Origin of the sequence: Bacillus sp. FSL R9-9492 (assembly GCF_038007365.1) — a bacterium.
Lineage (GTDB): Bacteria > Bacillota > Bacilli > Bacillales > Bacillaceae_G > Bacillus_A > Bacillus_A mycoides.
The window spans coordinates 2,515,340-2,539,067 of sequence record NZ_JBBOXC010000001.1 but is presented as its reverse complement, the minus strand read 5'-3'; the positions used below and the strand labels follow the sequence as shown (position 1 = coordinate 2,539,067).

The 23,728-nt window shown below is 32.7% G+C and carries 27 protein-coding genes and 1 pseudogene; 7 read left to right on the top strand and 21 right to left on the bottom strand.

The annotated features are described in order from the left end of the window. Nucleotides 1–311: 311 nt before the first annotated feature. Genes MKY70_RS12930 through MKY70_RS12915 form a run of 4 tightly spaced genes read left to right on the top strand, consistent with a single transcriptional unit; the run spans nt 312 to nt 2,439 of the window. A complete protein-coding gene (locus tag MKY70_RS12930; RefSeq protein WP_215570494.1) occupies nt 312–500 on the top strand; it encodes a WXG100 family type VII secretion target in 189 nt (62 codons plus the stop codon). Continuing rightward, nucleotides 493–1,293 (top strand): hypothetical protein, encoded by an 801-nt coding sequence (locus MKY70_RS12925; protein WP_215570493.1) that lies wholly within the window; start codon nt 493–495, stop codon nt 1,291–1,293. The genes MKY70_RS12930 and MKY70_RS12925 overlap by 8 nt, the downstream gene beginning before the upstream one ends. A gap of 49 nt (nt 1,294–1,342) precedes the next feature. Then, nucleotides 1,343–2,137 (top strand): hypothetical protein, encoded by a 795-nt coding sequence (locus MKY70_RS12920; RefSeq protein ID WP_341024501.1) that lies wholly within the window; start codon nt 1,343–1,345, stop codon nt 2,135–2,137. Nucleotides 2,138–2,163: 26 nt separating this feature from the next. Further along, a complete protein-coding gene (locus MKY70_RS12915; RefSeq protein WP_002141783.1) occupies nt 2,164–2,439 on the top strand; it encodes a hypothetical protein in 276 nt (91 codons plus the stop codon). Nucleotides 2,440–2,482: 43 nt separating this feature from the next. Here the strand turns inward: MKY70_RS12915 and spoIISB are convergent, their stop codons facing one another. From spoIISB to MKY70_RS12890, 5 genes are all read right to left on the bottom strand, one after another. After that, nucleotides 2,483–2,659: a stage II sporulation protein SB gene (gene spoIISB, locus MKY70_RS12910; protein ID WP_140152263.1), complete on the bottom strand. Its 177-nt coding sequence runs from the start codon at nt 2,657–2,659 to the stop codon at nt 2,483–2,485. A gap of 75 nt (nt 2,660–2,734) precedes the next feature. After that, nucleotides 2,735–2,860 carry a hypothetical protein gene (locus MKY70_RS12905; RefSeq protein ID WP_000588711.1) on the bottom strand — a complete coding sequence of 42 codons (126 nt, stop codon included), beginning with the start codon at nt 2,858–2,860 and terminating at the stop codon, nt 2,735–2,737. A gap of 112 nt (nt 2,861–2,972) precedes the next feature. Beyond that, on the bottom strand, nt 2,973–3,713 hold the full coding sequence (locus MKY70_RS12900; protein ID WP_002032139.1) for a type II toxin-antitoxin system SpoIISA family toxin: 741 nt from the start codon (nt 3,711–3,713) through the stop codon (nt 2,973–2,975). Between the two features lie 339 nt (nt 3,714–4,052). Next, complete coding sequence (gene gpmA / locus MKY70_RS12895) at nt 4,053–4,790, bottom strand: 2,3-diphosphoglycerate-dependent phosphoglycerate mutase (protein WP_002032137.1); 738 nt, start codon at nt 4,788–4,790, stop codon at nt 4,053–4,055. 153 nt (nt 4,791–4,943) lie between these two features. Then, nucleotides 4,944–5,420, bottom strand: coding sequence for a MarR family winged helix-turn-helix transcriptional regulator (locus MKY70_RS12890; protein ID WP_002017049.1), 477 nt, complete (start codon nt 5,418–5,420; stop codon nt 4,944–4,946). 274 nt (nt 5,421–5,694) lie between these two features. Here MKY70_RS12890 and MKY70_RS12885 point away from each other — a divergent pair, with 274 nt between their 5' ends. Further along, a complete protein-coding gene (locus tag MKY70_RS12885) occupies nt 5,695–6,327 on the top strand; it encodes a type 1 glutamine amidotransferase family protein (RefSeq protein ID WP_341024497.1) in 633 nt (210 codons plus the stop codon). Between the two features lie 176 nt (nt 6,328–6,503). Here MKY70_RS12885 and MKY70_RS12880 read toward each other — a convergent pair whose 3' ends face one another. The 11 genes and pseudogenes from MKY70_RS12880 to MKY70_RS12830 all read right to left on the bottom strand — a co-directional run bounded on the left by MKY70_RS12880 (nt 6,504) and on the right by MKY70_RS12830 (nt 17,444). After that, complete coding sequence (locus MKY70_RS12880) at nt 6,504–6,917, bottom strand: VOC family protein (RefSeq protein ID WP_002012925.1); 414 nt, start codon at nt 6,915–6,917, stop codon at nt 6,504–6,506. Between the two features lie 118 nt (nt 6,918–7,035). Continuing rightward, on the bottom strand, nt 7,036–7,746 hold the full coding sequence (locus MKY70_RS12875; RefSeq protein WP_044439620.1) for a class I SAM-dependent methyltransferase: 711 nt from the start codon (nt 7,744–7,746) through the stop codon (nt 7,036–7,038). 106 nt (nt 7,747–7,852) lie between these two features. Next, complete coding sequence (locus tag MKY70_RS12870; RefSeq protein ID WP_016120207.1) at nt 7,853–8,614, bottom strand: ABC transporter ATP-binding protein; 762 nt, start codon at nt 8,612–8,614, stop codon at nt 7,853–7,855. Between the two features lie 12 nt (nt 8,615–8,626). Next, complete coding sequence (locus MKY70_RS12865) at nt 8,627–10,966, bottom strand: ABC transporter permease (RefSeq protein WP_341024492.1); 2,340 nt, start codon at nt 10,964–10,966, stop codon at nt 8,627–8,629. 6 nt (nt 10,967–10,972) lie between these two features. After that, nucleotides 10,973–12,235 carry an MFS transporter gene (locus tag MKY70_RS12860; protein ID WP_341024489.1) on the bottom strand — a complete coding sequence of 421 codons (1,263 nt, stop codon included), beginning with the start codon at nt 12,233–12,235 and terminating at the stop codon, nt 10,973–10,975. A gap of 46 nt (nt 12,236–12,281) precedes the next feature. Next, on the bottom strand, nt 12,282–12,917 hold the full coding sequence (locus MKY70_RS12855; protein WP_002069302.1) for a TetR/AcrR family transcriptional regulator: 636 nt from the start codon (nt 12,915–12,917) through the stop codon (nt 12,282–12,284). 395 nt (nt 12,918–13,312) lie between these two features. Then, nucleotides 13,313–13,792, bottom strand: coding sequence for a DUF1648 domain-containing protein (locus MKY70_RS12850; protein WP_341024486.1), 480 nt, complete (start codon nt 13,790–13,792; stop codon nt 13,313–13,315). A 276-nt stretch (nt 13,793–14,068) separates the two neighbouring features. After that, nucleotides 14,069–15,421: a DEAD/DEAH box helicase gene (locus MKY70_RS12845; protein WP_341024485.1), complete on the bottom strand. Its 1,353-nt coding sequence runs from the start codon at nt 15,419–15,421 to the stop codon at nt 14,069–14,071. Nucleotides 15,422–15,494: 73 nt separating this feature from the next. Next, nucleotides 15,495–15,707 (bottom strand): annotated as a pseudogene (locus tag MKY70_RS12840) (hypothetical protein). A gap of 299 nt (nt 15,708–16,006) precedes the next feature. Next, nucleotides 16,007–17,362, bottom strand: coding sequence for an RNA-guided endonuclease TnpB family protein (locus MKY70_RS12835; protein WP_060751804.1), 1,356 nt, complete (start codon nt 17,360–17,362; stop codon nt 16,007–16,009). Then, nucleotides 17,355–17,444, bottom strand: coding sequence for a hypothetical protein (locus tag MKY70_RS12830; protein ID WP_160328834.1), 90 nt, complete (start codon nt 17,442–17,444; stop codon nt 17,355–17,357). Before MKY70_RS12830 ends, MKY70_RS12835 begins: the two co-directional genes overlap by 8 nt. Nucleotides 17,445–17,920: 476 nt before the next feature. Between MKY70_RS12830 and MKY70_RS12825 the strand changes: the two genes are divergently transcribed. Next, nucleotides 17,921–18,250 carry a YkvA family protein gene (locus MKY70_RS12825; RefSeq protein WP_044439596.1) on the top strand — a complete coding sequence of 110 codons (330 nt, stop codon included), beginning with the start codon at nt 17,921–17,923 and terminating at the stop codon, nt 18,248–18,250. A 247-nt stretch (nt 18,251–18,497) separates the two neighbouring features. On the opposite strand, the gene MKY70_RS12820 is transcribed toward MKY70_RS12825, so the two are convergent. Continuing rightward, entirely contained in the window at nt 18,498–18,710 is a 213-nt protein-coding gene (locus MKY70_RS12820; protein ID WP_000416118.1) for a hypothetical protein, read from the bottom strand. A 344-nt stretch (nt 18,711–19,054) separates the two neighbouring features. On the opposite strand from MKY70_RS12820, the gene MKY70_RS12815 reads away from it, so the two are divergent. After that, a complete protein-coding gene (locus MKY70_RS12815; RefSeq protein ID WP_002127410.1) occupies nt 19,055–19,192 on the top strand; it encodes a DUF3956 domain-containing protein in 138 nt (45 codons plus the stop codon). A gap of 127 nt (nt 19,193–19,319) precedes the next feature. Here the strand turns inward: MKY70_RS12815 and MKY70_RS12810 are convergent, their stop codons facing one another. The 4 genes from MKY70_RS12810 to anmK form a co-directional block, all read right to left on the bottom strand. Further along, nucleotides 19,320–20,903, bottom strand: a complete 1,584-nt coding sequence (locus MKY70_RS12810; RefSeq protein ID WP_341024482.1) for an aminotransferase class V-fold PLP-dependent enzyme — start codon at nt 20,901–20,903, stop codon at nt 19,320–19,322. Between the two features lie 69 nt (nt 20,904–20,972). Further along, on the bottom strand, nt 20,973–21,521 hold the full coding sequence (gene plsY, locus MKY70_RS12805) for a glycerol-3-phosphate 1-O-acyltransferase PlsY (RefSeq protein ID WP_215577094.1): 549 nt from the start codon (nt 21,519–21,521) through the stop codon (nt 20,973–20,975). Nucleotides 21,522–21,656: 135 nt separating this feature from the next. Beyond that, nucleotides 21,657–22,556 carry a BadF/BadG/BcrA/BcrD ATPase family protein gene (locus MKY70_RS12800; protein ID WP_341024476.1) on the bottom strand — a complete coding sequence of 300 codons (900 nt, stop codon included), beginning with the start codon at nt 22,554–22,556 and terminating at the stop codon, nt 21,657–21,659. An 18-nt stretch (nt 22,557–22,574) separates the two neighbouring features. Continuing rightward, nucleotides 22,575–23,726 carry an anhydro-N-acetylmuramic acid kinase AnmK gene (gene anmK / locus MKY70_RS12795; RefSeq protein WP_088033046.1) on the bottom strand — a complete coding sequence of 384 codons (1,152 nt, stop codon included), beginning with the start codon at nt 23,724–23,726 and terminating at the stop codon, nt 22,575–22,577. Nucleotides 23,727–23,728 lie beyond the last annotated feature (2 nt).

Sequence of the window (23,728 nt, the reverse complement as noted above, 5' to 3'; positions counted from 1 at the left end):
CCTTTTATAAAAAAATACAACCTTTTATTTATATTATATAGCAAATGCAAACAGAGTGTACATGTATCATTTTCTTTTTAATTCTTCTACTTGCTGCATAGTATCTCCTTTTATTAAAGAGAAATCTCTTGTATCTTCAACTTCTACCTGGCATTCTATCTTTTGTATTTTTGTTAATTATCATAAAATTACCAATATTAATCTACTATTTAATAATAATATTTGATATTATATAAAAGTAGATTTTAATGGGATTATCACCTAATATATTTTTGATTAAAATAATTTCTCATATAAGGAGGTTAACCATATTGAATATTATCGTGACTCCAGAATTATTAGAAGCTACTGCTAACAAGTTTAAAAGTGCTCAAGAACAAGCACAATCACAATTTACCAATCTTCGACAAGATATCTCACGTCTTGAATCACTTTGGTATGGTTCTACCAAAGAAAAGTTTTATTTTGATTTTCAACAATCTGCTGAAGGGAATGAATAAATATATTCATTCCCTTCAGCAGATTGAAACACAACTAAAAAAAGTAGCTGAAAAATTCAGAAAAGTAGATAATGAAACAGGGGCTGAGTTATCTACAAATGAAGGAAGTTTGCTCGATTCTCTCAAAAAGGGATTTATGACCGCATTATCTCCCACCGCTAAATTAGGTTTGATGGCGGGTATATTAAATGTTATTCCAAACAAAAAAAGAAATGATTTAGTAGATATCGTAACTCGTAAATGGGTTCATGGTAAGGCAGGAGACGTATGGAATAAATTAGTTCCCTTAAAAAACTTTTCAACATTAGAAAAAACTGCTGCATCATTAGGAAAATTAGATAAGTCTCTTCCTAAAAATAGTATTAAAGAATCTAATATTTCTAAGCATATTATAAAAAATATGAAACCCTTTGGTATAGCTTCAATTTCCCTAACTGCATTAGGTGAAGTAAATTCATTAACATCCGCCATACAAGGTGATTTTAAAAAATATGATGGCTCTCAAGCTGGTGTTAATATTGCTATGGATACAGTTTATTCTACGGGGAAGGTAGTTGGAAATTTAGCTTCAACTTATGCAGGTGGAGTAGCGGGGGCTGAAGCCGGTGCATTAGCTGGCTCATTAATTTTCCCTCCAGTTGGTACAGCTGTTGGTGCAATTGCAGGTGGCATTATTGGTTCTACTGTAGGTGGAACGGCATTCAATGAATTCGCAGATAAATTTGTACCTCGTCAAAAGTTTAAAGAAAGTATTTCAAGTTTTACAGATAGCTTCACTAATTTTATAAAATAAATTGAAGAAATGAGGTAAAAAAAGTCTCTAATTAGACTTTTTAAGAGCTATGGATAAAAAACAAATTGTTTCTATAGAGGAATTAGCATTTCTAATGAATTCTAAAGAAAATCAAGCTTATGCAAAAGAATTACTAAGTCTTATTTATGATGAACTAGACAAAGCAGATGTCGAAAAAATATTATTGACTGCGGCGCATTCCCTATTTGCTAGAGGATTGTTAAACTTCAATCTACAAACAAAAGAATTACAATTACAACCGGGGATAGAAAAATTATTCAACACTATGTGTAACCCACATCTTTCATTATTGCTTCAAAAAGTCGATTTTATAAACGAAACAACTATTACTGCTAACATATATATTGATAACACTTCAAACGTTACATATCAGAGCTTAGATGGTATTGCACATAAAATTGAAGCAATTTCAGACGATAGTTTATTTTTAGAATCTAAAAATTTATTGCAGATAGTATTTCAAGAAGGGGAAAGAGAAAGCAAAATTGTAGGAACTCTCCCAAACCGTCTGGTACAAAATATCGAAGAATTATTCCCACTGTCTATTCAAGAAGGGAAAACAATGTTAATAGAGAATGGCTTTAATTCCTTATATGCTGAGAATTTTATAAAGGATTTAAAAACAACGCAGTCTATCTATACTATTATGCGTCTAGATACAACAGAAAAGGATGAAGTTATTTCTGATAATGGATTCTTTGTTATTGAATCACCAAACACTCAATGGCTATTAACTCGAAATATAATAAATGATTCCTTTGATATAACTTATTTAACCAAAAATCTTTTCGAAAATGAAATAGAAAAACTAATAAAACATTAATCCTTTAAGACGGGAGTATATTTATATTGAATAAACAACAGAATTCTAATAAAAAAAAGGAAAGCCTTTTTGAAAATAGGATATTACCTATCATCACTGTTCTTTCAGGTGTAATTCTACTAGTGTACAAAGGATTAGAATTTATTTCAAAGTATATACTACTTTTAATATTATTTGCCCTAATTATTGCTTCGTTATACTTATTGTTTATGAAAGAAGTAGTTGGTGCTACTGTCGGATTTATTTTTGCAGCTCTTGGGTATTATATGTATAAAATCATTTTTAAACAAAAAAAGAAATAGTGCATAAACAAATCATAAGAAGATAATTTAAAAGAGAATGCTTTTACGCATTCTCTTTTAAATTATCTTCTTTTATATACTTATATGGGGTGTCCTCCATAAATTTTTCTAATCGATTCACATCTTGAGTCAATGCACCTTTCACAAGAGAGAAATCTGTATTTGATTCTTCTTTTTTAGTTTTAAAAAACGAAGATTTTTGAGCATTTACTTCTGCCATCTCTCCTCCCCCTTTTCAAAAAGATACAACCTTTTATTTATATTATATAGCAAATGCAGACAGAGTGTACACGTATCATTTTCTTTTTAATTCTTCTTCTAACTCTTCTATTTGCTGCAAAGTATCTCCTTTTATTAAAGAGAAATCTGTTGTATCTTCATTATCTTCTTTAAAAAAATCATTGTCATAATCTTTTATCACTACAATCACCTCTACGTGCTAGTGTAGGAATGATTGTCCAATTTTATACAAGCTTGTCTGAATTTGTTCTCCCTTTATGTATAGGTGAAAAGGACAGAAAAAGATTCTGTCCTTATTTACTAAAATAACTATGATGAATTGTTAAATTATATACATTTTCAAAATCTCGATCTTGAAGGTTATTTTTCTTCCCATCAATAACAATGAAAACATCACTAACTATTTTTGCTGGTATAATTCCGACATTTTCTACTTGCACCGCTTTCTGCTCATTCAATTGCTCGATGTGTTCTAATGGAACAATAATACTAAATTGAGAGCGGATACCACGAAAGTTTGTATTTAATTCCTTCACCGCTTCAAATACAACAATTTTCGCACCAATCTTTTCCCCATATGAATCTAAAAATGTGTTTAAGCTTTTTGTATATTCCTCTTCCGTATGCCATTCCATTGTGCCAAAGGCTGTTGGATTCACATTTTGAATAATTGTCGTATATATTTCTCCTCTTGCTTTTGAAGCAATTAATGACCTTTTAATTGATTGGACCGTCTTTCCAATATCGCTGAATTTTGCGCCCCATATTTCTGAAATATTTGGTGTCAAAATGAATGCAATATCAACGAAAATTACCATCGCAGTAAACATTAAAAGATTTTTCCAGAGGGTTAAATCTATTCCTTTTATCGTGAAATAAACTGTGACTGATGTTATGAACAAACCGTACCACGTTTTTCGAATTCGTTGTTTCTTCTCCTCGTACAACTCTTCATTTCTCCAATAAAAGAAAACAAGAACAATAAAGACGATTGCTAAAATAAATAAGCCAATTCGAATGTTAGAGATCGTCAATCACATCACCCTCCATTCCAAAACTACTCACGATACCATTACATGCACAAACAGCTCTCTTTATGACAAAAGACGTGGACAACCTTCTAAAGTTAGCAACATCGCATATACATTAGAAGCAGGCCACGTCTTTTATCCCGCATTAACGGGCAGTAAGACCCCCCCACCTCAAAATTCAGCGAAAGCAAAGACGTTAGGTGAGGGATCAACTGCCCATAAAAGCCCGATTGGTGAAGGCTAATAATCAGTGCGGGATGAACATCCTCCACTGATTAAAGTTTCACTTTATCATGAATCTACATTGTATATGTAGACAAGCATGTGTTTCAAATTTTCATGTTAAAAAGAAATATGTTTCGGAATTTCCCCTTCAGGTACTTCTCCATCCATACTTAAGTAATAATGACGAATCGGACGTAATTTTTCATCTAACTCATAAACAAGCGGAATGCTAGTTGGAATATTTAATGAAACCACACCATCACTTGAAAGGTTGTCTAAGTATTTCACTAGCGAACGAATTGTATTACCGTGCGATGAAATAATTACTTTCTCACCACTTTTTAATGACGGTGCAATTTCTGAATGCCAATAATCAACTACTCTTTTCTCCGTATCCTCTAAACATTCAGTCAATGGGAATTCATCTTTTTTTAACGTTTTATATCTTGGATTGTTCGCCTCATATCGAGGATCATCTTCGGTAAGTGCAGGCGGTCTCACATCTATACTTCTTCTCCAAATATGAACTTGTTCATCTCCATATTTTTTTGCAGTTTCGTCTTTATTCAATCCTTGTAGTGCACCATAATGGCGTTCATTCAACTTCCATGAGTTATGTATAGGGACCCAAGTGAGATCCATTTCATGCAGTACAATCCATAATGTACGAATTGCTCGTTTTAGTACCGAGGTATACGCAACATCAAATGTATATCCATTCTTTTTTAATATTGTTCCTGCTTCTCTCGCTTCACTTAATCCATTCTTTGATAAATCCACATCTGTCCATCCTGTAAATCGATTTTCAAGATTCCACAAACTTTGTCCGTGACGAATGAGTACAAGTTTTATCATTATAATTCCCCTCTCGGAAATATGAATTTTAAAATTTCAATACGTACACATATAAAGTTTTTGGCAATGTGAATTTTTTATCCATAGTTGCCAAATATACAGATAAAAATTTATGATTTTTCAAACTACAAAACAGGATACTGTTTCTATCTTTTATTCTACTGGTATTTCACGCTTAGACGTCCATGCATCAAATCCTGAACGGCTATTTGCCATTTCATTCATAACTTGATGCCAATTTTCTTCACATGATTCGCCAAACTGTGAGAAAATAGCTCCCATTTGTTCTCTTTGAACATCGCTCAGTTTTTTCTCTAAGTCTGTTCCTTCTTCTGTTAAAGACAGCTGTTTCACACGACGATCATGTGCAGCTTCATTACTCTCAATAAGTCCTTTATCTAACAGTTGGCGCAACGGTCCGTGAAGAGCTTGTTTACTTATTTCTAAAAGTGATAGCAGTTCATTTACACTAAGCCCTGGAAAACGAGCGATAAAAAACAGAATTCTATGATGTACACGCTGTATACTATACTCTTTTATTATTTCATCTGGTTTTTCTGTAAAAGTTTTATATGCAAAGTAAAATAATGCTAATGCCTCATTCATTTGCTCTTCTTTATGTTGTGTCATCTACTTTCCCCCTGTATGTAAATTATACCACAACTCAATTATGAATAATTAAGTTGGTATATTGAGCCTAATTTCTTCATTCTAAAACCAACAAATTTCAACTATTATATTTTTTGAAGGTTGTTTAATTCGTAAACCATACCTTCAAATAAAGTATCCAAATTATTTTTTAAAGAATTCTTAAGGAAATAGGTTAAATTCAAATGATAAATATTGTAAAATTTATTTATTAATATTTTTTTGAAAAACTCAATTGTGATTGGAGTGTTATTGTATGCAAACAAAAAAAGTTTATCTTTATGTATTTAATACGATGTCAGACTGGGAATATGGACATTTAATTGCAGAACTAAACTCAGGAAGATATTTCAAAAAAGAGTTAGCCCCTTTAAAGGTAGTTACAGTAGGAGCTAATAATGAAATTATTACTACGATGGGAGGACTAAGCATAAATCCAGATATTTCCCTGGATGAATGTACTCTTGAGAGTAACGATCTTTTAGTTTTACCTGGAGGGACTACTTGGGGGGAAAGCATTCATCACCCTATCTTAAAAAAAATTGGTGAAGCGTTAAAACTCGGCACTATTGTTGCTGCCATTTGTGGTGCAACTGAGGGGTTAGCGAATTTTGGATACCTAGATTCTAGAAAACATACAAGCAATGATTTAGAATATATTAAAATGGTTTGTCCTAATTATAAAGGAGAACAACTTTATAAGATGGAACCTGCAGTATGTGATGAAAATTTGATTACTGCATCAGGAGTAGCTCCTCTGGAATTTGCAATGGAAGTATTGAAAAAAATTGATGTATTTGCACCAGATACGTTACATTCATGGTATAACCTAAATAAGACTTATAAGCCTGAATACTTCTTCCAGTTAATGAATTCAATTACTAGATAAGCTGAAAAATTAAATTAGCAGTTTTATATTATATAAAAAACTTAAAAAGCACCCCTAAAGTCGTTATAAATACGACCGATGACGGTTGTAAAACAAAAAATAAAAGGGATGATACATATTTATCTTGTATCATCCCTTTTATTTTTTATAACATTAATATCACCATATTATTTTAATTATTCATCTCCAGCAAGAGTTAACTGCCAAGATACACCATACTTATCATTTAACCAGCCAAACTTTTTACTAAACGGATATGAACCTAAAGGCATAAGAACTTTTCCATCTTGTGCTAGTTTATTAAAAACTGTTTCGATTTCCTCTTCCGTATCACAAGTTACATAAAGAGACATAGCTGGAGTGAATGTAAAATCATGCTTTACATAACTATCAATACACATGAACTCTTGTCCATTTAGCGTAAAAGTTGCATGAATTACAGTTCCCTCTTTACCTGGTCCATTCTCATCATAACGAGAGATACTTACAATTTCTGATTGATTAAATAGCGATGTGTAAAAATTCATCGCTTCCTCAGCTTTGCCCTCAAACATTAAAAACGTAGTGATTTTTTGATTTGTGTTACCCATTTAGAGACATCCCCTTGTTATGTATTTATGCAAAACATACATCGGACAATAAAACCGAACGTATATTCTTATAAGTGTATTGTCTATAAAAACGATGAGTTTGTCAATTATCTATGTTTTATTTCTTCTTAAATAATGCTGTCCAAAGAAATGATTCTCCAAACATATTATTTGGTTGTTCAATTTGCTTCATTTTTCTAATTTCAATTACTTCAAATTCTTTAAATATCTCTCTTAATTTTTCTTCAGAATATGCAAGACCACCTTGTAGACTCCATCCTCTATATACGTCCCAATCTGTTATTTCTGATCCGTTTCGCTCATCTAAATCGCCAGCTGCAAAACATGTTAATCCGAAATAACCACCAGATTTCAATGAGTTTTTAATTAAATCCACATAATTTATTCTTCTATGCGGTGGAATGTGATGCAAACAGCCCGAATCGTATACAAAATCAAATTCATTTTGACCCTCTAAATTAAAAATCGAATCACAAATAAAGTGAATTTTTATTCCTTTTGCCAACGTCCTCTCTTTCGCCCAATTAATGCCCTCTATAGATAAATCCACTGCTGTAACATCAAATCCTTCAGTCGCTAAATAAATTGCATTTCTTCCTGGACCACATCCAAGCTCCAACACTTTCCCTTTGGAAACCCATTCTTTTTGTATATACGAAACTAGGTTCTCATCTGGAACATTTTCAAAAAACGGAACATCTTTTTCTCTATCCGCATAAAATTCATTCCAAAACGGTTCTGCAGGTCTTAATATTGAATCAAGCATTTTTAATATATCTTCTTGAGTGTGTAACGTTTCACTTTTCATTTATACCCCTCCATAATCAATAGTCAGAAAATTATTATATCTCTTTTTAAACTTTCAAACAAAGAAAAAACTCCTATATTCAATAGGAGTCAAAAATATTATCTCTTTAAAATCCAAGTACAGTTAACCATTTTAACAACTGCTCTTCTCGCACCTTCAAATCATCGTTTCTATACTTACCCATCTGTATTTCGCTAACAATTTCTCCGTCCACCATAAAAAGAACTCTTTCTGTTTTAGCTGCTACCTTTACGTCATGAGTAACTAGCAAAATTGTAGTTCCCATACGGTTTATATTTGCTAAAATATCCATTACCTCTTCTGTCGCTTTTAAATTCAAAGCACCCGTTGGTTCGTCAGCAAAAATAATATTAGGTTTATTTATGAGTGCTCTACAAATAGATACCCTTTGTAATTCTCCTCCTGATGCTTCAGTTATATTATTAGTTGCAATTTGACTAATTCCCATTTTTTTCATCAATTCAAGTGCACGTTTATTTATTATTTTCCTGCTCTCAAATTTTGCTAAATACGCAGGCAAAACTATATTATCAAAAAGATTCAAATTTCTAAGAAGATTGCTCTGTTGAAAAATAAATCCCATTTCGCTGAGTCGTAATTTTGCTAACACCTCTTCTTTCATACATGTTATTTCTTTACTATCAACTTTCACACTTCCTGATGACATTTGATCCATTCCGCTAATATTATATAGTAACGTCGATTTCCCTGAACCAGAAGGTCCCATGACCGATATAAACTCTCCCTCATAAATCTCTAAATTTATATTTTTTAACATATGGTAAGTTTTATTTCCATCCATTGCGTATTTTTTATTTAATTGTTTTACTTCTAAAATTTTTTTCAAATTACACACCTCCTACTCCCCATTTAGCTTTAAATCATTTGTTTGTTTCACTGTAAAGCTACTGAAAAGTGTTGCTACGGTCACAGATATAAATAAAATAGCTGGACATATTACATAAGAAATGATCGGATTAACAACAAACTTTATGTGAGCTGCTCCCATAAATGAACCTAACCAGCTTATTAGTGTTTCTCCAAACGTAGCAGCTATAAATGTCCCTGTTAAAATACCTACTAATACTATAGAAATAGAACGAGTAACATATTGTATACGAATATCTTTGTAGGAAAAGCCGATACTTTTCATAATTAATATTTGCGAAGAATCTTTTACCAATAACATTTTAAAAAACATCGCAGTTATTAAAACCGATATCAATATAGCAATCAAAATTGCCACTTGTGTCACGAGTCTTAATTGTTTAATTGTCTCTCCTAAAGTTTGAGATAAATAATTATCCGTATCTGTTATTTTTGCAGAATTAAAATTTTGTTTATACTCCTTCACTTTTTCTTGTAGATTCACTTTGGGTTTCATATCTACATTTACTACGTACCATAATATATTTTCTTTATTATAAGAAAAACTCGCTTTAGCTGTTTTTCCTCCATTCGTTACATCTTGATATATACCACTAATAGTTAGCATTTTCTCTTTTCCCTCTACAAATAAAACGATTTCATCCCCTATATTCTTTTTTAATTCATTTGCGTTCATATAAGAGAGAGCGATCTCATTTTCATTTTTTGGTGCCATACCTTTAACATATTCTATTGGAAATTGGGCGAAATCTCCCACTTCTACATTTAAGTTTTCATGTGTACCATCAGCTTTCACCATTTTAAATGTACTCGTTACAAATGCTGCATATTTTTCTACCTCTTCATCGTTGCCGACATACGATATAACGTCATTAAACCGTTTTTCTATATTTTCAGATTGCTGTAAATCTATTCGTATATCACTCTTTCCTGTTCCCATATAATTAACAAATTGCGGTGACTGAATCGTGTACAAAAAGTTAACTGGTACAACAATCATGAACACTGCAATAATTAAAACGATACTTAATACTCGATATAACTTAAATCGTTTCACTACATCTTGTATACCAATAAATATATTTACATTTGTAATTTTAGTTTGATAGAGCGAAAAAAATCTTCTAATCTTTCTTTTTCCTAGTTTATCTCTTGATCGTAAAGCGTCTATTGCTGTAATTCTCCTGAAATTCCGCAAAATGATGCGGCAAAAAAGGATAACGGCTAGAAATAACAATGTTGTGACTATCAATGGCACAACATAATATAAAATACTTTTATTAGCTGTCCCCATATAAAGTGCGATGTTAGAGGTAAATATTTTTGTAACAAATAACGAAAGGATATATCCACATATACATCCGATAGCGGAAATAACAACATATTTTGTTACATATAGTTTTTGAATATCTTTACTTTGAATGCCGATAGCTTTCATAACACCAATTTCCCGATAATCTTCTTCCATTGAAGTCATAATCGTAAATCTAATACATAAAATCGCGATTAGCATTAATAATGCACTTATTATGATAAGTACTGCAGCTATTATTCCATCTGTTAATGAATTGAGTGTTTTAAAGAGTGAATACGTAATAGAGGGACCTTTTTGAGGTAAGTTTGATGACTGGTATAAAGTTTCAAATTCATTTATTTTATTTAAATCTGTTAGCTGGAATTCAATAAGATATTCACTTTCTCCAAAATTCCCCTTTATTCTTTCGAAGTCTTCATCGCTTATTACAAATCGTTTTGAACTAACAAGTGATGGGTTCATTTGAACATCACGAACAAATGCCGAAATAGTAAATTCTAGCTCATTATTATTTTTAACAACCCAAATTTTATCTCCAATACGCAAATTATATTTTTGCATATAATAAATTGGTACACCTATTTCCCCTTTCCTAACATTGATCAATTCATTATTTAAATCTAATAAAAAGTCAAAATTACTATTTTGCTTAACGAAGCTAATGTCCATTACACTATTATGTTCCGCTTGATTTTTCTTCTTTATAAAAATGTTAGATCCGCCTATTTGAACCATCTCTGCTGTTTGTTGTTTTTTTACAAAAGGAGTTTGCGCTACAAATGAATCAATTGACTTTTGGTTTATTTCTCCGGCATGCATTTGTACGAAGTGCGGTGCGTTTGATACTTTAAACAATTGATCCGTTGAGTTCAATAGATTTATAACGTTACTTGAAGCACTTGCGATTAAAAGACTTGATAACATGATAAACATAAATAGAATGGTAATTATCATTTTATTTTGAGAGAAATCTCTTTTTAACATTCTCCTAATCATATGGAGCTAGTTCCCTTCATTCCATAATATTTTCTTCGTCACTATCGCTATTATTATCATTATGAAACTAATAACTAATATAGGTAAATAAATTTTCATACTGAATCCTTCAAACATAAAACCATAAATGACTTGCCCAATGGGTGCCATACATTGAGATACCGCTGTTATAATTGCCATTACTTTTCCTAGGTTTTCATTTGGTGTTTTCTTTTGGACTACAGTAATCACATAGATGGATACAATTGTCACGATCATTGCAATTAGAATAGAAGAAAGTATAAAGAGGATAAATGGTGGATAGTATCCTAAATTAAGAATAGCTGGCGTAACTGATAGTGCCATTGGTAGTACTAATAAAGCTATTAAAAGCATCCAGTAATACAATGTTTTCATCTGTAGCTTTTTCGCAAAAAAACCTATCGATAATGCACCTAAAATAGTAGCAAAATCGATCAATCCCATTCCAATTCCGTATAACGTGTCGCTACTTTCCATTGTTACTCGTATAATAATTGGAGCGCCAACAACAAATAGCGGTGTAAGTATTAAATTTAGTAATGCAGCTAAAAGTATAGATTTCAAAATAAATGGTTGTTTTAAAACATATATAAATCCTTCTTTCATATCCTTTACAATTGTCGGTATTATATGGCTTTCTCGTGCTCTTTTTATAAAAGGTATTTTAATAAACATTTCTAAAATCGCAGATAAAAAGAAAGCAAGACAACTTATTATTACGAGCATTTTCAAACCAATTATGCCGTACAATATTCCTCCAAATACAGGAGCAACTATATTTGACAATGCTTGCACACCATTTACGATACCGTTCGCTTGCTCTAACTTATTCTCTGGAACTAATTGCGGAATACTCGCCATTACAACAGGTGAATACATTGCACTAACGACTGCTAGTAAAAACATAATTGTTCCAATCAATATAATAGATACAGGTCCAGTAAATAACAAAACTATAAAGCTTAATACAATCGCAGCGTTGATAAAGTCAAAAATAACCATTAAATCACGGCGATTGAAACGATCTGCTATCGCTCCGCCGAGAGGAGCTAGTAAAAACGGAATACTCGTTACCGCATATAATCCTGCGAATATATCAGCACGCCCTGTTATATCTAGCACATATAATGACAGGGCAAAACGTAAAAGTGTTGAACCTAAAATAGTAATAATTTGTCCACTCACCATTAAGTGAAAATCTTTCATCGAAGACCTTATACTAGCTGACATCCTTATCACACCTTTCATTCGATTCAGACCGACTGTCGGTCGATAATATCCAAACAGAAAATTACTATTTCTGTTTGATTAAAACCTCCACCATGTAATCAAAGGCTCCCTCTTTCGCTCCAACAGATGCTTCCATCATTTTGATATAAGCTTTAGCCCTCCTCATCATTTCTTCCGGCTTCCACTGGAATAAACCCTCATCAAATATGACTTGTGCTGAAGAGAGTAATAATTCAATCGTTTCTTGTGGGTATGGAGTAGAAAATATGCCTTCAGCGATTCCTTGTTCTAAAATCTCTGCTAAAACAGGAGATAAATGAATAATTGATTGTACTATACTTTTTTGATGCATTTCCGCATTATTTGGCTGATGAAATTGTTCAATCATTTTATCTTTTACATCTCCTGATTTTGGTGATTGTTCCATTAAAACTCGAAATAACTTATCCAAAACTGGGATATTAGGGTTAGAGACAATTGCTTTCGCTTTAGCAACATCCGCTTTAATAATCCTCATAATAATTTCATCCATTACTTCTTCTTTCGACTTAAAATAATGATAAAACGTCCCCTTTGCTATACCAATCTCTTTTAAAATGTCATTTACTGTAGTTTTCGTATACCCTTTTGTAACAAACAAACGTTCAGCAGTTTCTAAAATTTCATTTCTACGTTCCCCATATTCTTTTACGATCCTCATTCATGTACTCCTTCCTACGGACCGACTGTCGGTTTATTTAAAGTATATGTTTAGTATGTAAAAAGTTTCCTGTTATCGTACATATACAACAACCTACTTTACATTTCCTTTATGAATTTTAAAATTTATTTTTAATACGGTGAATGAAATTTTAAAATTTCATTTTTGTTATCCCCTGTAGAAAGACATTAAAGTTATTAAATTTTAAAACCGCAAACACGCATACCCCCGTCCTAAAATTAGGATGGAGGTAAAATAAAATTGTTTAATTTTTGATTAAACAAACTTCCCTATACGAAATTTATAATAAATTCATTTAAAATTCTAAATTGCATCCCATAATAGCGCCCGATAACGAAATAACGTCATAAATCAGAATGTTTACTCAATCCGTATTATTTAATTTTCCGTTGCCTTATTATTCCTATAACAATTGGAATAACTGTTCCGATAATTATTATCGGTAAAAATAATTTACCTAAACCCCCGCCCCAACCTAAAACTATTGAAATTGTCTCAAATTGGATTAAAGCAAAAATAACTAAACAAACATTTTTTAATTGATTAATCATTTTTCGGCTATTTAAATAAAACTGCTTAGCATTCGATTCATTAAGTCTTTGTGGATAGTTATTAACTTCTGGAAACTTCTCTAAAGTCTGCATTAAAAGTATTATAAATGTCCCGATTCCTGGTAGAATCAAAAGTTCCCATTTTGACCCCCAGCGATCTGCAACCCCATTTGCGTTATAATGTCCCGGTACTTCCTCAGGTAATCCTCCCCAAATGGTGATCAAAAAAATTATTGATCCTAAGAAAAATGAATATCCAATGATATCCCAAATCCATTCACTTTTTGTTCTTTGGATTTTCATTCTAGGTCTTCCCCATGAATTCACTATATTTCTCCTCCCCCTTCTACGATATCTATAGTAATACATATCCTGTATTACATTTTAAATTCCGATTCATATAACCAAATTATCTCAAATTTACGATATTTTCTCAATTGATTATTATAGAATATGTCCCAATTATTAAATAACAGGACTCGTGTTTTTTAGAAAATCTCATTATCTTTCAAACGACTTCATTGTATAAAAATAAAAAAGAGCCGCAATTATTTGCGCCTCTTTTAAAATTATAACTATTTAACGGCCACGTCTTTGCTGACCTTGTTTTGCACTACTTTTCTTATTACTTGGCTTATTAAATGATCGATTGTTATCATTTCTAGAACTATTTCTTGAATCGTTTCTTGGTCCACCTTTTGAACCACTTCTTGAACCTTCACGGCTATCTCTTTGACGATATTGACCTGATTTCTTTGGAGCCGGCTTTTGTACCGGTTTTCCATTTTCATCTACATTTTTTATCATCGGTTGTTCGATTATTTCTCTTTGTATTGGTGCACCAAGCGTTTTTTCAATTTCTTCTAAATGTTTTTCATCTTTCGCTGCAACGAACGTAATTGCAAGACCTGATCCACCTGCACGTCCTGTTCGGCCAATGCGGTGAATATAACTTTCTACATCTTCAGGGATATCAAAGTTAAATACGTGCGTTACACCATCTACATCAAGTCCACGAGCTGCTACATCCGTTGCGATTAAGTACTGAATTTTAGCTTCGCGGAAACTCTTCATAACTCTTTCACGTTTCGCTTGAGGTATATCACCATGAAGTTCAGCACAATTATAACCAAGTCCCTTTAAATCATCATAAAGCTTACTTGCTCTAACCTTTGTACGACAGAAAATAACTGCTAAAAATGGCTGATCACGGTCCATAACAAAACGAAGTGCATCTGGTTTTGCACGATCTGTCGTCTCAATGACACGCTGCTCAATTGTATCTACCGTTACTTCTTCACTTTGTACTTGAATCATTTGCGGCTCTTCCATATAACGTTTCGCCAATTTTTTAATATCTTTTGGCATCGTTGCTGAGAATAACATCGTTTGTTTACTATCAGGTGTCTCATCTAAAATATCTTCAATATCATATAAGAATCCGAAATAAAGCATTTGATCTGCTTCATCTAGTACAATCGTTGAAAGATTACTTAAATCAATTGTTTCACGTCGTATATGATCTAATAATCGTCCTGGTGTCGCTACAACAATATGTGTATTACCTTTTAATTTTCTCAATTGTTGTGCTACATCTTGTCCGCCATATATCGCTAGTACATTAATATCTTCTCTTTGAACAAGCATTTTTTTAATTTCAGTTGTAATTTGCAGTGCTAGTTCCCTTGTTGGTGCAACAATTAAAGCCTGAACATTACTAGACTCTGGATCGATTTTTTCTAAAATCGGTAACACGAATGCTAACGTTTTACCCGTTCCTGTTTTCGCCTGCCCAATAATATCTTTACCTGACATAATAACAGGAATTGCCTTCTCCTGAATCGGTGTTGCTTCTGTAATTCCATTTTCACGTAATGTATGATTAAAAGTTTCACTAATTCCTAATTCTAAAAAGTTTTTCAAATAGACCACTTCTTTTCCTTATTTTTCACATTAGCTTTCATTGTACCATTTGTTTCGCCAAATATGAAAAATAAAAAAATTCTTATCTTCTTTTTTTATATTCATCCTGTACTAGATGAACAAATTCTTTTTGTTTTTTCTCGGATTTTATTAATGCTTCCATATTTGCCGAATTCAAAATTTACTTCTTAATTTTTCTATTACTCCCAATTAAACCTGTATATTTCGGATCTTCATGTAACCTTCGAAACCACTCAAATTCGCTTAATTTGGCAATATGGTGTTTTAATTTCATGTCATTCCGAGGGTCAACTCCCCTACTGAGTTGAAACGTTTCAGTGGGGACTTGAGTTAGAACGCTAGGTCTTTTCATCTATCGCTAGACAGTTTGACGCTCTAGAATTCATGCCACCTTACGGTAACACCCCAAGTAAGTTTTTGGTTGGTACTAGAAACGAACAATCGTTTCCCCACTTGCACCACCCTTTTGAAAAAGAGCAGTTCTTCCTTATGGAAGAAGCCACCACTCAGATGAATCCGGCGTGTGCTACAAGCCCCGACAAGTCGAGTACACATGGATGGTTGACACACCCACTAAGCTATGCACGAAGCAACAGCCTTACGTTTTTGCACTTCTAATAGAATCGGCGTTTTCACTTTAAGATTTTCATCCAATTCTACAACTCTTGATTTTTCCAATGTATTCAACGCACCATTAATATCAGCATGGATACATGTTCCTGCTTTACTTTGGTACAGACCACGAGTGATTCGTTTGCCACTAAAGCGATAATGCGTCCTATCATCCTTAGACCAAACTGGAACCCTATCTTTATCAAGAAAACTAGCTTTTGAAGTATAGCTTTCTTCTTGTTTTAAAAATCGGATGCCTTCTTTTACACATTTATTCTCAATTGCTGCAATCAGTTTATGAAATGGGATTTGAACAAATTTTTGGTTATTCTTTTTTCCCATATCAGATTTTTGTTTCCAACCAGTGTTATACCCTACGACAACCGTATCTATGTTGCATGCTTTCACTTTTTTGAACAACAAACCTACAGTTTGTGAAATGTAACCATTTATTTGTCTTTCTCGTTTATGCCAAAGTGCAGCCATTTTATTCGTTACAACACGTTTGGAAAGTCCATTTCCCACATTTTTCAGTTGGAGATTACGTATCATTTTGTTGAAGTATTGGTTAATGGATTTTAATTTTTTCCCATCAATTAAAAATGCATCACCTGTATTTGTTACGCAACTTAATAATCTATCTACACCTAAATCGCAACTCAAAGCGTTACTAGTAGTCGTGGATTGTTTCTTCATTTGAGAAACGTGCATCTCATATGTGTAATGCACCTCAAAGAACCGACCTTTTTGCTTCGGTACAATCTCAATGTAGGAGATTTTTTTATTTCTTAAATTTTTAGGCATACGGATTTTAATGGAACCGAATTTTTTTCTGAATGCCACATTCATCGGAATCAGCCAATACCCGTTATCATCCACTTTTGGAACTTGATAGATTTCAATAATTCGTTTGTCAGTTGAACCGGAATAATTCGGAAACTTAGGACGCCCTGTGAACTTCTCGGGATTTTTCTTCCACTGTTCCATTGCTTTAAAAAAGCTCTTCACTTCTGTAAATAAGGTTCTACGAATAGCCTGCACAGAGTTTGATTGAATGCCCCAATAATTCATATCGACTTGCATGGCAGTGTCCACTTCTTTTACAGTAGTCATTTTATTATGGTTCAAATAACTTTGTTTAATCGTGTACAATCCAACATTTCGCAATGCTTTTGAACTATGTGACATGCGTTGCAGTAAACGAAATTCTTTCGCAGTAAGGCAAGCTCGTCCGATATTTTGTTTCTGAGTGAATCGTTGCATGTTTTCTCTTTTCTTTTGTTTACGTAATACTTTCACTGCTTTCTTTCTAGCCATTGTTTTCACCACCTTTCTTAGAGAGTTCATTAAAATTATTAGTTACTTTTGACAAATCAATCTTTGGAACGAAACGGAACAAAATGTGAACATGGTCTTCATCGTAATTCCTTTTGGCTCAAGTAACAGAATGATTATTATTATCCAATTTCGTTGTCTTACGGTATATTCCCTCCTTATCTACGACAGATTGTATCGTAAGACAACGAGAAACAAACATTCGCCCTCAAAAAATTGTTATGAATGAAACAAAGGTGTTTGGTCTATTGACTGACGGCAATTCATCTCCATCTGAATTGTTGGGTTTCACCCGTAACACAAATCAGATGGAGTCTTTTTTCCGAAAGGGATAAACAAATCATACACATACATTTTACTGTGCATACTTATGTAACAAAACACTGTGAGTCGTTACATAACCAACATTCTATTATTTCAAACAGGTAATTCACTATTTTTATGGAATTATACAAAAAGAAAAACAATAAAGTTGATTATTTCCCTACTTCTTTGTCTATCCTTTTAAAGAATCTATGTTTTTGTAAAAGGAGTGTTTATATGGAGAAACAGACACTTTGGAAAAAATTCAAAAAAAGCTCAGCAAACCTCGGGAAATCAAGCGTATATGAAAGTATTATTTTATACTACACAATGAGAAAAAAAGGGTTACCTACTAAAGCAAAATTCATAATATTAGCTGCTTTATCTTATTACGTATTAGCAATCGACTTCATTCCAGATATAGCTGCTATTATTGGGATTGGCTTATTAGATGATGTTTTAGCAATCGCTGTGGCGCATAAATATGTTATGCGACATGCTGATGCTGAAATTAGAGAAAAGAGTAAAATAAAAATGGAATCATTATTTACTTCAGCACACATTTAACGAAGAAAGATAGGCTCTTACTTGTCTTTTCTCACTGCCTAACCATCATCTATAGCTTTTAAACAAATGATTTGAACAGTGTTAATACAGAAAAAAGAACTAAAATAATCTTTTAGTTCTTTTTTGTCAACTCAATTTATTTTTGAACAATAGTTAAAAGAGCCTATTTTAATTTACCAACTAAAACAGGCTCTTTACTAATTTAAATTTACAAGATCATCATCATTTTACGCTATACTTTGCTACTTCAACAACATTTCTCTTTCATCGCTTTCATCATAGACATAGTAGTCTTCATCATTTCATCACATTCATTCATTTTCACCATCATTGCCTTATCCATTTCTACATCCATTTGCATCATGTTATTCATCATCATTTTCATACACTTCATTTCACACATCATTTTTTCCATAGACATCATCATGTTTGTTGTTTCTACCATCATAGTTTTTTCCATATTAACATCCCCCTAGAATTTTTATGTTACAAGTATAAAAATTCCTTTTCGTTTTTCTAAAACCTTCTTAGTTTACCTCATACAAATATTTATCAATATATTTCCCTCTCAATTCGTCATTGATTAACTTTATTTATTGTCACGCTGAAACGTAAATATAATAAAAAAGCATCTTATTATAGATGCTTCCTTGTCTAACAATTAAATTATTAACACTATGAAACTCCATTTGTTTCGTAAACATAGGGTAAATCTATTATTTTTATAAAATTCATAAATCCAACTATAGCGTATTACAGTTTCATTCATATACTGTAGTAGATCACTAGAAAGGAGGCGTATATATGGAAAGTTGTATTGTGTTCGTAAACGGCCAACCTTTTTTAGTACTCACAGTTGCTGGCATCGAAATTGCTAGATTGGAAATTACTCTTCAAGTAGCACTAGCTTTGAGAGTTCTCGGTATTCCAATCTGTGGGTAATTCATTTAAGTAAGTTTAAAAGAGAGCTTTCGCTCTCTTTTAAACTCTTGTCAAAAAATGCACTTCTATACACTTAGCAAGTGTGACTCATAGCCTTGTAGAAATTATATAATAAATATACAAGCATTTACGTTAAAAGAACTTTCTTTAACACACACATCTGCAAACAATTTAACATCCTCTTCATATCACGTTCTTTATAGTGATTCAGACATGCTATTTGAATCCAGTTATTCTTTTGTAAATATGCTGATTCATAATGAACAATATATCCTTGTAATGCTAATGCATCACCTACTGCCTTAGAACACTGCCCTTCGTTTAATTGAATGGTAAGAACAATTTGAGCGGCATGATCTTTAGGTGAAACAAGCTTTAAACCCATAGTATTAATAGCTTGTTCAATATAAGCATACGCCTCTTTTATTTTTTCAAATGCCTCTTCATCTTCAAGTCGCTTCAATGCTTCTTGCAATGCATAAATTAAATTCCATGAATGGGAGTATGGGATACTTTCATTTTCTTCGTACATACCAATGTCCATATAAGCAGGTACTGCCTCGTTTACTTTTACAATGTGGTTATGAAAAACGAAAGATAATCCTGTATATGATTTAATCGCTTTTCCGCTTACACCACTTGCAAAATATACATCCTTCAAATTTATTGGTATTGCTCCAATTGAGCTTATACAATCTACACATAGTTTCATTTGATATTTTTTACAAAGAATGTTTAGTTCTTCTAAATTATTTAACATTCCAGTTGATGTTTCATGGTGAACAAACCAAAGCCATTCATAATTTCCAGTTGCCATTATTTTTTCTAATTCTGTATAAAGAAACGGCTCTGCCATTTCTTTTTTATGCGTATCATAATGTAATTGCGCACGTGTTGCATGTCCCACTAACCTATTTCCAAATTCCCCATTTGTTAAAACTAGTCCTTTCCCTTTTAAAGAATTCAACTGTAAAGCAATGGCATCATTCGCTAACGTCCCTGTTCCTAACATTATTTGCACACGTTTTGCTTTTGTCATTTGCAGTAAACGTTTTTTTACATTTTCCATTGTCACTTGAAATGACTTAGAACGATGCGAAATAGGCTTAGTAGAAAATGCCTTTCGAACATTTTCTTCAATATCCACTGGACCAGGTAAAAACGTATATTCTTTCGTCATAATACCCCCAACACTCGACTCTTCAAACATAGCTGGGGTAACATACATTGGCTGGAAGGCTGCTGCTTCAGTACCAACTAACGTATGGAAAGATTTGAATCCCATTTGCTCATATAAAGGTAGTTCACGTGTTGTAGCAGAAATGAGTGCCCATTCATATCCATTTAGAAGCAAATAACGATGTAAAAAGCGAATTAAACCTAACAATGCTCTTCCATTTCGATATTCACGTTCTATTGAAAGTAAACGAATTTCATATACATTTTCTCCATGTTCTTGCAAATAAAAATCTAGATTTGGAATTTTATAATCTAACGAGAATGGTCGTTTTCCTCGCAATGCAACCATACCTACTAACTTATCGTCATCTAAACAAATTAAATATGTATTTTCTTCATGGAAACGATCTATACGAACACGATCTTTCGTTTCTTCATGTTGCGGAATTTCTTCTACAAATGTTTTATAATTCAATTTATGTATACTTTCAAATTCCCAAGCTTGATCAGCAACTTTATAAATTAACCCCATGTTGTATCTCCTTTATGTATTTAATAAAAATTATAAGTGGAGATTAACTCCACTTATTAAAAGTTCATTTCATTCTCGATTTACATATAAAATAAGTACAATGATAAGTGCACTTAAAATAGTCGTAACAATAGAGTAACAATACAAAATCATGCAAACTGGTAAACAAGCGATTGTAATTAGTCCAGGCTTAGTAAATCCTTTAAAGATTAAATAAAATATAATGAAAACAGCAATAAGAGTAAGCGCTATCAAATAATCAAATGCAATTAAACCTCCAATAAATGTTGAAATGCCTTTTCCGCCCTTGCCTTTAAATAAAATTGGGTAAATATGTCCAAGTATAACAGCCAGTAAAGCTAACATTACAAATGTAGAATCTTCGAAAAGGTATTTTGCAATAGAAACTACGATTGCCCCTTTGATCGCATCACCTAAAAATGTAGCGACGAAAGACCCTTTTCCATATACGCGCCCCATATTTCTTGCGCCAGGATTACCACTTCCTTCTTCACGAATATCAACATTATGTTTCCATTTCGTTACTATATAAGCGGTCAATATGTTTCCAAATAAATAAGAAGCCACCAAATACAAAAATTGCATACTATTAATCATGTAATCATTCACTTTCTACATGGGAGTACTTATACAATATTCAATGACTATGTATATTGTACTTTTTCTTGCTTTACATCCCTTTGTATATTTTAACATCATATTTTTACAAATCATACAAAAATTCTCATACTTCTATTTTATAAAATATACATCCTTCATTAAATGATATGTTCCTTTCACTGCCATTTCTGATGGTGATACGAATATAACTTCTCCCATACTTTTCTCACAGCATTTCTTAAATTCAGCATATATTTCAGGTACTGAACACAATATACTACCACTAACTGCAATTAAAGGTGATAAATCAAACTGCATCTTGTTGTAAATATTCACCGTAATTATCGTTAATTCCTTAGCCGCTTGCAGAATAATTTGATGTGCATCATCATTCCCATTCCTCGCTTCCTCTATAATTAATGGTGCAATTGCTGCAACTTTATCTTTTGAAGAACTATATACTAGTCTTTTTATATGAGATGATGTTAAAAGTCGAAACTCGTCTTGAATCCTTAAGCTTAATGGGCAAAGTCTAACTCCTTGATCAAATTGATTTGCCATTCTCTTTAAACCTTGTAACGCAATCCAATAACCGCTTCCTTCATCGCCTAAAATATGTCCCCATCCACCGCTATACTCGTACACTTCGTCTTTCTTTCCTATACAAATTGCACCTGTACCACCTATAGTTAATATTCCATTCTTGCCTTTTAAAGCAGCTGCATGTGCAATCATTGCGTCATTAAAAACTTCAATTTTCGTTTCATATTTCTTTATTAATCGTAATGTTAATTCATTTGTATTCGCTCCACTTATACCCGCTAACCCTAAACAAATACAAACGCAGTGCCCATCTATTAAAGCTTTCTTGCATTGATCGATCGCCTCCATAATATGCGAAACTGCTTTTTCATAATCTATTAATATATTTCCAAACCCACTCGTACCTCTTACAACTTCGTTTCCGTCTTGATCAAATGCAATTGCTTCTGTCTTCGTGCCCCCACCATCTACTCCAATCATATACTTCATATGTTCGCCTCATTTTCATCATCTTATTGGAGGGAATGTTATATTCCCTAAAACTACAGATTGCTTTGCACCTGTTGCGCTTGGCACATTACTCGGATTACGATGATGCGTTTCGTTTGCTAATATCGCAAAGGCGATTGCTTCTTTCGCCTCTGAAGAATAGCCTATATCTTCTTGAATGAATATCGCGCACTTTTCTTCCTTCAATCCATTTCGTATCATTTCAACAAGTGTACGATTATAACTGCCCCCACCACCTAAAATTACTTCATCGATTTCATAATACGGCAGAATAAACTCCTTATAATGATGAACAATTGAACTTGCTGTAAACATCGTGACAGTCGTCAAAAGATTTTCTTTACCATGCTTTTCAAACCGCTTCAATAATTCACTTACAAACTCTTCTCCAAACTGTTCTCTACCAGTTGATTTCGGTGGATTCATTTTCAAAAATGGATGGTTCATACAATATGTCAAAATTTCATCTACAACTACTCCTTGTTTTGCAATCCTACCATTTTGATCATATGGCAACTGAAATAATCTTTGACATACATCATCGATTACCATATTTCCTGGGCCAGTATCAAAAGCAATAACGCTCTTATCACTTAGATGACTTGGTATTACTGTAACATTACCGATTCCGCCAATATTTTGTAGTAATCTATTTTTAGTTTGATGACGATACAAAATGACCTCTGAATATGGCACAAGTGGTGCACCTTGTCCCCCTGCTGCCATATCCATCGTTCGAAAATTAGAGATAACCGTAGTGTTCGTTTCATATGCTATAATTGCTGGTTCTCCAATTTGCAATGTCGAAGAAATACTATTGCCTTCTTGCTTTGGCTGATGATAAATCGTTTGTCCGTGAGAACCTATTAAATCTAATTGGTTCAAAGGAAAATTGGCCTTTTTACAAACCTCCTTTACAGCGTTGGCAAAACATAAACCGAGCTTAAAATTCAAACTGCATATGAGTTGGACATTTGAATTTTCTATTGATAACGATTGTTGTATTTCATTTTTTATATCGTTACAAAATGGAACTGTAGTAAAATGGACCAGTTCAACTTTAGAATCTACACCGTTTCCTTCTACATGAACGAGCGCTACATCTATTCCGTCTAACGATGTACCGGACATTATCCCTGCAATATACATAA

Bases quoted from the DNA above. Each gene is read 5' to 3' on its own strand.
- MKY70_RS12925 (WP_215570493.1), top strand. From the start codon at position 493: ATGAATAAATATATTCATTCCCTTCAGCAGATTGAAACACAACTAAAA.
- MKY70_RS12920 (WP_341024501.1), top strand. From the start codon at position 1,343: ATGGATAAAAAACAAATTGTTTCTATAGAGGAATTAGCATTTCTAATG.
- spoIISB (WP_140152263.1), bottom strand. From the start codon at position 2,659: ATGGCAGAAGTAAATGCTCAAAAATCTTCGTTTTTTAAAACTAAAAAA.
- gpmA (WP_002032137.1), bottom strand. From the start codon at position 4,790: ATGATAAAACTTGTACTCATTCGTCACGGACAAAGTTTGTGGAATCTT.
- MKY70_RS12890 (WP_002017049.1), bottom strand. From the start codon at position 5,420: ATGACACAACATAAAGAAGAGCAAATGAATGAGGCATTAGCATTATTT.
- MKY70_RS12885 (WP_341024497.1), top strand. From the start codon at position 5,695: ATGCAAACAAAAAAAGTTTATCTTTATGTATTTAATACGATGTCAGAC.
- MKY70_RS12880 (WP_002012925.1), bottom strand. From the start codon at position 6,917: ATGGGTAACACAAATCAAAAAATCACTACGTTTTTAATGTTTGAGGGC.
- MKY70_RS12875 (WP_044439620.1), bottom strand. From the start codon at position 7,746: ATGAAAAGTGAAACGTTACACACTCAAGAAGATATATTAAAAATGCTT.
- MKY70_RS12865 (WP_341024492.1), bottom strand. From the start codon at position 10,966: ATGATTAGGAGAATGTTAAAAAGAGATTTCTCTCAAAATAAAATGATA.
- MKY70_RS12860 (WP_341024489.1), bottom strand. From the start codon at position 12,235: ATGAAAGGTGTGATAAGGATGTCAGCTAGTATAAGGTCTTCGATGAAA.
- MKY70_RS12855 (WP_002069302.1), bottom strand. From the start codon at position 12,917: ATGAGGATCGTAAAAGAATATGGGGAACGTAGAAATGAAATTTTAGAA.
- MKY70_RS12850 (WP_341024486.1), bottom strand. From the start codon at position 13,792: ATGAAAATCCAAAGAACAAAAAGTGAATGGATTTGGGATATCATTGGA.
- MKY70_RS12835 (WP_060751804.1), bottom strand. From the start codon at position 17,362: ATGGCTAGAAAGAAAGCAGTGAAAGTATTACGTAAACAAAAGAAAAGA.
- MKY70_RS12825 (WP_044439596.1), top strand. From the start codon at position 17,921: ATGGAGAAACAGACACTTTGGAAAAAATTCAAAAAAAGCTCAGCAAAC.
- MKY70_RS12820 (WP_000416118.1), bottom strand. From the start codon at position 18,710: ATGGAAAAAACTATGATGGTAGAAACAACAAACATGATGATGTCTATG.
- MKY70_RS12815 (WP_002127410.1), top strand. From the start codon at position 19,055: ATGGAAAGTTGTATTGTGTTCGTAAACGGCCAACCTTTTTTAGTACTC.
- MKY70_RS12810 (WP_341024482.1), bottom strand. From the start codon at position 20,903: ATGGGGTTAATTTATAAAGTTGCTGATCAAGCTTGGGAATTTGAAAGT.
- plsY (WP_215577094.1), bottom strand. From the start codon at position 21,521: ATGATTAATAGTATGCAATTTTTGTATTTGGTGGCTTCTTATTTATTT.
- MKY70_RS12800 (WP_341024476.1), bottom strand. From the start codon at position 22,556: ATGAAGTATATGATTGGAGTAGATGGTGGGGGCACGAAGACAGAAGCA.
- anmK (WP_088033046.1), bottom strand. From the start codon at position 23,726: ATGTATATTGCAGGGATAATGTCCGGTACATCGTTAGACGGAATAGAT.